Genomic DNA, 7,202 nt, shown 5'->3' with positions numbered 1-7,202 from the left:
GCCGCAGCGTCTGGCCGTCCTGGGCGCCCTTGGGGATCGTCACGTCGACGGTGCGGCCGTCCGAAAACGCGATGCGCCGCTTGCCGCCCCGGATCGCGTCCAGGAGGTCGATCTCCAGCTTGGCCCGCACGTCGGCGCCGCGCTGGGAGAAGCCGCCGAAGCCGCCCCCCTGGCCGCCGCGGCCGCCGCCGCGCCCGCCGCCGAACATCTCGCCAAGGATGTCGCCCAGGTCGACGCCCTCGAAGGTCTCCGTGCGATAGCCGCCGCCTCGGCCGCCGAAGCCGCCGCCGGGCGGCGGCCCCCAGGGACCGCCGGCGCCGCCGCCGAAGCCGCGGAACGTCTCACGGCCGTCGGCGTCGATCTCGCCGGCGTCGAACTTCTTGCGCTTGTCCGGGTCGCCCAGGATGTCGAAGGCGGCGCTGACGCGCTTGAAGCGCTCCTCGGCCTCCTTGTTGCCCGGGTTCGTGTCGGGGTGGTTCGCCTTGGCCAGCTTGCGGAAGGCCTTGCGGATCTCGTCCGCGGAAGCGCTCCGGGGGACGCCCAGCTCCTGGTAGGGGTCGCGCGCCAAGCTCGATGAACCTCTCTGCTGCCGAAAAACCACTGGTGGATTGCGAGTTCTAGATTGGGCGTACGGCCCCGTCACGCAAGACGATCTGTTGTAAAATTGCCACAGTCGCTGCGCGGCCGATCTTTCCGCCGCGCGCGGTCCCGGCTACGAGGGGCGCATGGGTGACTGGAAGGCCTGGTTTTCGTTCAGCGGGCGCGCCGCGCGGCGTCAGTACTGGCGCACGCTGCTGCTGCTCATCGGCATCAGTTTCGCGCTGTCGGCGCTCGGCGTGATTCCGGGCGGGCAGATCATAGCCATGCCGTTCAGCCTTGCCGCCAACATCGCCCAGTGGGCCCTCGTCGCCCGCCGCCTCCACGACCTCGGCCGCTCCGGCTGGTGGCAGGTTCCGGCCATGGCCCTGGGCATGGCGGCGGTGCTGCAGGTGGTCTCCATGGGACAGAGCGGCATCGAGGCCCGTCCCGACATCGCCGCGGCGATGCTGGGGGCGATGTTCCTGTCGATGGCCTTCGTGGTGGTGATCGGCGTCGTCCGCGGCGATCCGGGGCCGAACCGCTGGGGTCCGCCGCCGGCGCGCTAGTCGTCGCCGCGCTCGACCACGAGATCCCAGGCGGCGAAGTCCAGCGCGTCCTCCGGATCGGCCAGCGCGGTCTCGCTCACCGTCTGTCCGCGCACCGAGATGCCGGCCTTGTGCACGCTCTCCGGATCGCCCGAGATCAGCGGATGCCAGTCCGCCAGCTCCCGGCCCTCGTGCAGCCGGCGGTAGGCGCAGCTCTTGGGCATCCACTCCAGCGCCTCGATGTTGTGCGGCGTCAGCTTGATGCAGTCCGGCACGTACTGCTTCCGGTTGGCGTAGTCGCTGCAGCGGCAGACATCGGCGTCGAACAGCTTGCAGTGCACGCGCGTGGGGATGACCTCGCCGGTCTCCTCGTCCTCGAAGCGCACCAGGCAGCACAGGCCGCATCCGTCGCAGAGGCTCTCCCACTCCGCCACGGTCATCTGCTCGAGCGTCTTGCGCCGCCAGAAGGGTTCACCGGCCATCGCGCCCATGTAGGCCCCTGAGCTGTCCGACAGAAGAGCGACCTTTCGCGCGGGCCTGCGAACCTCTATTCCCCGCGCCCCATGAGAGCTCCCATCCTCGCCCTGAAGGACGTCCGCCTGGCCGATGGCCCGCGGATGCTGTTCGACGGCGTCGACCTGGGGCTGGAGCCGCGCGTCCGCGCCTGCCTGGTCGGCCGCAACGGCGCCGGCAAGTCCACGCTGATGCGCATCATCGCCGGCCAGATCGACGCGGACTCGGGGGAGCGCGTGGTCACCCCCGGCACGCGCATCTCCATGGTGCCGCAGGAGCCGGAGATCGCGGGCGGCACGCTGCTGGACTACGCCACCGGCGGCGGAGCGCCGGGACATCGGGCCGAGGCCGAACTGCAGGCCTTCGGCCTCGATCCCGCCAAGCCGGCCCAGGGGCTCTCGGGCGGCGAGACCCGCCGCGCCGCGCTGGCCCGCGCCTTCGCCGAGGACCCCGACGTCCTCCTGCTGGACGAGCCCACCAACCACCTCGACATCCTGGCCATCGAGACCCTGGAGCAGGCGATCGCCGACTGCCGGGCCGCGATGCTGATCGTCAGCCACGACCGGGCCTTCCTGGAGCGGGTCACCGGCCGCTGCTTCTGGCTGGAGCACCGCCAGGTTCGCCGGCTCGACCGGGGGTTTTCGGAATTCGACGGCTGGGTCGAGAAGATCGAGGCCCAAGAGGCCGAGGAGGCTCGTCGCCTCGACAAGCAGATCGAGCGCGAGCAGCACTGGCTGGCCCGCGGCGTCACGGCTCGTCGAGCCCGCAACGAGGGACGCCGCCGCCGGCTGATCGCCATGCGCCAGGCCAAGGCCGAGCGGCTGAAGGAGGCGCGCGGCAGCCTCAACATGGGTCTCGCCAGCTCCGGCGTCTCGGGACAGCGGGTCGTCGAGGCCAAGGGCCTGGCGAAGGCGTTCGGCGAACGGGTGATCCTGAAGGGCTTCTCCACCCGCATCCTGCGGGGCGACCGCGTCGCCGTAGTTGGGCCGAACGGCGCCGGCAAGACCACGCTGGTGAAGCTGCTGCTGGGCGAGATCGCCCCGGACACTGGCGAGGTGAAGCTCGGGACCAACCTTTCGGTCAGCTACATCGATCAGGCCCGCGCCGGCCTGAAGGAGGAGATGACCGTCCGCGACGTGCTCACCCCGCACGGCGGCGACCAGGTGATGGTCCGCGGCCAGCCCAAGCACGTGAACGCCTACGCCAAGGACTTCCTGTTCACCGATCTGCAGCTGCGTCAGCCGGTGAAGAGCCTCTCGGGCGGCGAACGCAACCGCCTGCTGCTGGCCCAGGCGCTGGCCAACCCCGCCAACGTCATGGTGCTGGACGAGCCCACCAACGACCTCGACATGGACACCCTCGACCTGCTCGAGGACCTGCTGGCCGACTACGACGGCACGCTGATCCTGGTCAGCCACGACCGCGACTTCATCGACCGCCTGGCCAGCTCGACCATCGGCCTGGACGGGACCGGCCGCGCCGTGGAAACGCCCGGCGGCTGGCAGGACTTCATCGAACAGAACCCCGGCTTCTTCGGGAAACCGGCCCGCGCCGAGCCGCCGAAGGCCGCCCCGGCCGCGTCGCGGCCTGCGGCCCAGGCGCCGGCCAAGCTGTCCTACAAAGAGCAGCGCCGCCTGGCCGAGCTGGACGCCCTGATCCACGACCTGCCCGGCAAGATCGCCACGCTCGAGAAGGCGCTGGCCGATCCCGAGCTCTACGGCCGCGATCCGGCCAGCTTCGACCGCTTCACCCGCGCCCTGCAGGCGGCGCAGGCCCAGCTCTCGGCGGCGGAAGAGGAATGGCTCGCGCTGGAAGAACGCCGCGAGGCGCTCGAGGCCGGCCGCTGAAGCTTCCTGTGGACAACTGAAGCGCGTTGATTCGCTTCAGGAAACGGCGCGCCGCCCCCGGGTTGTTAACAGTTTCCTCACGGATTGTTGACGCCTCGCCCACACGGGGCCGCACTCGGGCGCTTGCCTCATACCCGGTTCGGGCGCACCGTCAAGACGCCGAGAGGAACTGCGGCGCCGGCGGACCGGAAAACCAGGCGACTGGGAGACCGGAAAGACAGCGAAGCGGAGTGTCCAGCGGAACTTCAAGGAACCGGGGCGACCCGGGACCCGAGGATCCGGAAAGACATCGGCGGCGAGGGAAAACCAAGGCTGTCCGCAAGGACGACCCGAACCGAACTCGCAGCTGGCCACGATGGCGCAGATCCCCCAACGGATCTGGATGAGAGGGCGACGCCCCGGGCGACCGGAGCGCCGCCCTCTTGCATTTCGGGCCCCTTCCAACCGCCACCGCACCGCCCTACGCTCCGCCGGTCCACGTCGGGGGAGTTCATGAAAGCTCTGCGTTCGATCGTCTTCGCGATGGCCGCCCTGCTGGCGGCTTGCTCGGGCCAGAAGGAAGAGGCCGCGCCAGCCGCCAAGGGCGACGGCGGCCGCACCACGATCCGTTTCGCCACCGACTGGCGCGCCCAGGCCGAGCACGGCGGCTTCTATCAGGCCCTGGCGTCCGGCGAATACGCGCGGCGGGGCCTCGACGTGCAGATCGTCCAAGGCGGCCCCGGCGTGAACGTGCCGCAGCTTCTGGCCTCGCGCGCCGTGGACATGGGTATGGGCTCCAACAGCTTCATCGTCATGAACCTGGCCAACGAGGGCGCGCCGGTGAAGGCCGTCGCCGCTTTCATGCAGAAGGACCCCCAGGTGCTGATGGCCCACCCGGGCACGGGCGCCGAACGCATCGCCGACCTGAAGGGCCGGCCGATCCTGCTCTCCGACGCTTCGGTCTCCGCGTTCTGGGTCTGGCTGAAGGCCCGCTACGGCTTCACCGACGACCAGGTGCGCAAATATACCTTCAACCCCGCGCCGTTCCTCGCCGACAAACGCGCTGTCCAGCAGGGCTATGTCACCTCCGAGCCCTACGTCATCGAGAAGCAGGCGGGCTTCGCGCCCAAGGTCTTCCTGCTCGCCGATGAGGGTTACCCTGGCTACGCCACCATGGTGCTGGCCCACGACGACCTGATCGCCAAGAACTCCGCCGCCGTGCAGGCCTTCGTCGAGGCCTCCGCCAAGGGTTGGCGGGACTATCTCTACGGCGATCCGTCCGCCGCCGACGCCCTGATCCGCAGGGACAATCCCGAGATGGGCCAGGACGTCCTCGACCAGGCCCGCGCGAAGATGAAGTCCTACCGCATCGTCGAGGGGGACGAGGGCTTGGCGGTCGGCGCCATGACCGACGCCCGCTGGATCGCCTTCGCCGACATGGCCAAGGGCCAGGGCGTCTATCCCGCGAGCCTCGATCCCAAGCGGGCCTACACCCTGCAGTTCGCGCCGAAGTGACCGTCGCGGCGCTCCGCAACGTCGAGGTCGACTACGCCCGAGGCCGGGCGCTGGGGCCGCTCGACCTGAAGGTCGACGCCGGGGAGGTGGTGGCCCTGGTCGGTCCCTCCGGCTGCGGCAAGTCCACCGCGCTGCGCCTGCTGGCGGGGCTGGAGGCGCCGACCCGCGGTGAGGTCGTGCGCGCCGCCGGACGGGGCGAGACCGCCGTCGTGTTCCAGGCGCCGACGCTCGCCCCCTGGCTCTCGGCGCGCGCCAACGTCGCCCTGCCGCTGGAGCTCGCCGGCGTCGCCACGGCCGAGGCCCGTCGCCGCGCCGACGAGGCCCTGGCCCGTGTGGGCCTGGCAGGCGCCGAGGCCGCCCGGCCCGTCCAGCTCTCGGGCGGCATGGCCATGCGGGTGTCGCTGGCGCGCGCCCTCGTCACCGAGCCGCGCCTGCTGCTGCTGGACGAACCCTTCGCCGCCCTGGACGAGATCACCCGCCGGGCGCTCGCCGACGACGTGCTTTCGCTCTGGGCCGCCACCCGCCCCGCCATCGTCTTCGTCACCCACAACGTCGAGGAAGCGGTCTACATGGCCAGCCGCGTCGTGGTGATGACCCGCGGCCCCGGCCGCATCGCCGGCGCCTTCGCCGTCGAAGGCGGCCTGCCCCGGCCGCCGGGCTTCCGCACCGAGGCCGGCTTCCGTCGCACCGTCGAAGCGGTGTCCGGGGCGTTGGCCGAGGGGATCGCCGCGTGAGCCGGCTCGCCGACGCGCTCGCGCCCTTCGCCCTTACGGGCCTGCTGCTGGCGGCCTGGGAGATCGCCTGCCGCGCCCTCGACGTGCCAGCCTACTTCCTGCCGCCGCCCTCGGCCGTCGCCGTGGCGCTGGCCGAAAACCTCCCGACCCTTGCGGCCGCCGCCTGGCGCACGCTGTCCACGGCTCTCGTCGCCCTGGCGGTCGCCAGCGTCGTTGCGGTTGGCTTGGCGATCCTGACGGCGCTCAGTCCGCTCCTCGACCGCGCCATCCGCCCGCTGGCCTCGGTGGTGCAGGTGACGCCGGTGATCGCACTCGCGCCGCTGGTGCTGATCTGGGCCGGGCTCGACCACCCGGAGCGGGCGCTCGTCGCCCTCGCCGTTGTCGTGGCGTTCTTCCCGATCTTCTCCGGCGCCGCCGCGGGCCTGCGGGCAGCCGACCCGGACCTCGAGCGCCTGTTCGACCTCTATGGCGCCGGGCGCTGGCAGCGGGTGGCCCGGCTGCGCCTGCCGTCCGCCGTACCCTTCCTGCTGGAGGGTCACAAGGTTGGCGCGGGCCTGGCCCTCATCGGCGCCGTCGTCGCCGAGTTCGGCGCCGGCTCCGGCGGGGTCAGCGGCCTCGCCTGGCAAATCCTGGATGCGGGCAACAAGCTGCAGACGGCGCGCATGATCGCCGCCCTCGTCGTGCTGGGCGCCATGGGCGTGGGGCTGCACGCCGCCCTGGAGCGGCTGGAGCGCGTGGGCCTGCGCTGGTGGCGCGGCCGTTAGCTAGCGGCTGGCCTGGTCCACCGGCTTCAGATCGTAGCGCACCGGCAGGCGGACCTTCGCCCCCACGGTCGGCAGGCCTTCCGCCGACCAGGGCTCGACCTTAAACTTCGACGCCAGCGCCAGCACGCCCTGGCCGAAGCCTTGGCCCGCCGGTTCCTCGCGATCGACCGTGCAGCCCGAGAGGGCGCCGCCCGCCTGCACGTCGCAGACCAGGGTGACACGGATGGCGTTCGGCCCGCCCTCGTGTTTGGGGATGGTGGCCTGGAAGTCCGCGGTCGAGGGCATGGCGGTCCACTTCGGCGTCTTGGCCGTGAAGTCCGCCTTCAGCACGTCGGCCGAGAAGTTCACCGGAACCCTCACCTCATCGCCGCTGCGCGCGCCGGCGACCCGCATGCTGCGGGCGAGCTGGCGCGCGGCCGCGCCGAACCCCTTTCCCCGCGGCTCCTCGCCGATCACCACGCAGTCCTTGAGGCGGCCGTCCATGGCCGCGGTGCAGCTGAGCGCCACGACGCCCGACTGGCCGTCAGCCTTGGCCTTTGCCGGAAACGCGGCCGCCACCTGTTCTCGGGACGGCGCCTCCACGAAGGTCGCCGCGACCTGGGCGGCGGCGGGCCCGGCGGCGAACGCGCCGGTCAGGCCGATCACACTGAGCAGGGTTCCACGCATGCTGAGATCCTCCACCACGGGAGCATGGCGCCGCTGCGCGTGTTTCAAAAGAACGAAAGT

The 7,202-nt window shown here is 71.5% G+C and carries 8 protein-coding genes; 5 read left to right on the top strand and 3 right to left on the bottom strand.

Features of this window, described 5'->3' with window-relative positions:
- On the bottom strand, positions 1-568 hold a 568-nt coding region (locus RIF93_RS06100), incomplete at its 3' end, for a DnaJ domain-containing protein (RefSeq protein ID WP_309089456.1).
- Between the two features lie 157 nt (positions 569-725).
- Between RIF93_RS06100 and RIF93_RS06095 the strand changes: the two genes are divergently transcribed.
- Positions 726-1,145, top strand: coding sequence for a DUF805 domain-containing protein (locus RIF93_RS06095; RefSeq protein ID WP_309089454.1), 420 nt, complete (start codon positions 726-728; stop codon positions 1,143-1,145).
- On the opposite strand, the gene RIF93_RS06090 is transcribed toward RIF93_RS06095, so the two are convergent.
- Positions 1,142-1,606 (bottom strand): YcgN family cysteine cluster protein, encoded by a 465-nt coding sequence (locus RIF93_RS06090; protein ID WP_309089453.1) that lies wholly within the window; start codon positions 1,604-1,606, stop codon positions 1,142-1,144. The genes RIF93_RS06095 and RIF93_RS06090 overlap by 4 nt on opposite strands.
- A gap of 81 nt (positions 1,607-1,687) precedes the next feature.
- Here RIF93_RS06090 and RIF93_RS06085 point away from each other — a divergent pair, with 81 nt between their 5' ends.
- The 4 genes from RIF93_RS06085 to RIF93_RS06070 all read left to right on the top strand — a co-directional run bounded on the left by RIF93_RS06085 (position 1,688) and on the right by RIF93_RS06070 (position 6,476).
- Entirely contained in the window at positions 1,688-3,484 is a 1,797-nt protein-coding gene (locus RIF93_RS06085; RefSeq protein WP_309089451.1) for an ABC-F family ATP-binding cassette domain-containing protein, read from the top strand.
- Positions 3,485-3,976: 492 nt separating this feature from the next.
- Positions 3,977-4,978, top strand: coding sequence for an ABC transporter substrate-binding protein (locus tag RIF93_RS06080; protein ID WP_309089449.1), 1,002 nt, complete (start codon positions 3,977-3,979; stop codon positions 4,976-4,978).
- Positions 4,975-5,712, top strand: coding sequence for an ABC transporter ATP-binding protein (locus RIF93_RS06075; RefSeq protein ID WP_309089447.1), 738 nt, complete (start codon positions 4,975-4,977; stop codon positions 5,710-5,712). The genes RIF93_RS06080 and RIF93_RS06075 overlap by 4 nt, the downstream gene beginning before the upstream one ends.
- On the top strand, positions 5,709-6,476 hold the full coding sequence (locus tag RIF93_RS06070; protein ID WP_309089445.1) for an ABC transporter permease: 768 nt from the start codon (positions 5,709-5,711) through the stop codon (positions 6,474-6,476). Before RIF93_RS06075 ends, RIF93_RS06070 begins: the two co-directional genes overlap by 4 nt.
- Here RIF93_RS06070 and RIF93_RS06065 read toward each other — a convergent pair whose 3' ends face one another.
- Entirely contained in the window at positions 6,477-7,142 is a 666-nt protein-coding gene (locus tag RIF93_RS06065; protein ID WP_309089444.1) for a TonB family protein, read from the bottom strand. It abuts the gene before it with no gap.
- Positions 7,143-7,202: the final 60 nt, after the last annotated feature.

It is taken from the genome of Phenylobacterium sp. (genome assembly GCF_031181185.1).
Lineage (GTDB): Bacteria > Pseudomonadota > Alphaproteobacteria > Caulobacterales > Caulobacteraceae > Phenylobacterium.
Note: the sequence above shows the minus strand (reverse complement) of the source record. Positions and strands in the feature narration are given on the sequence as shown.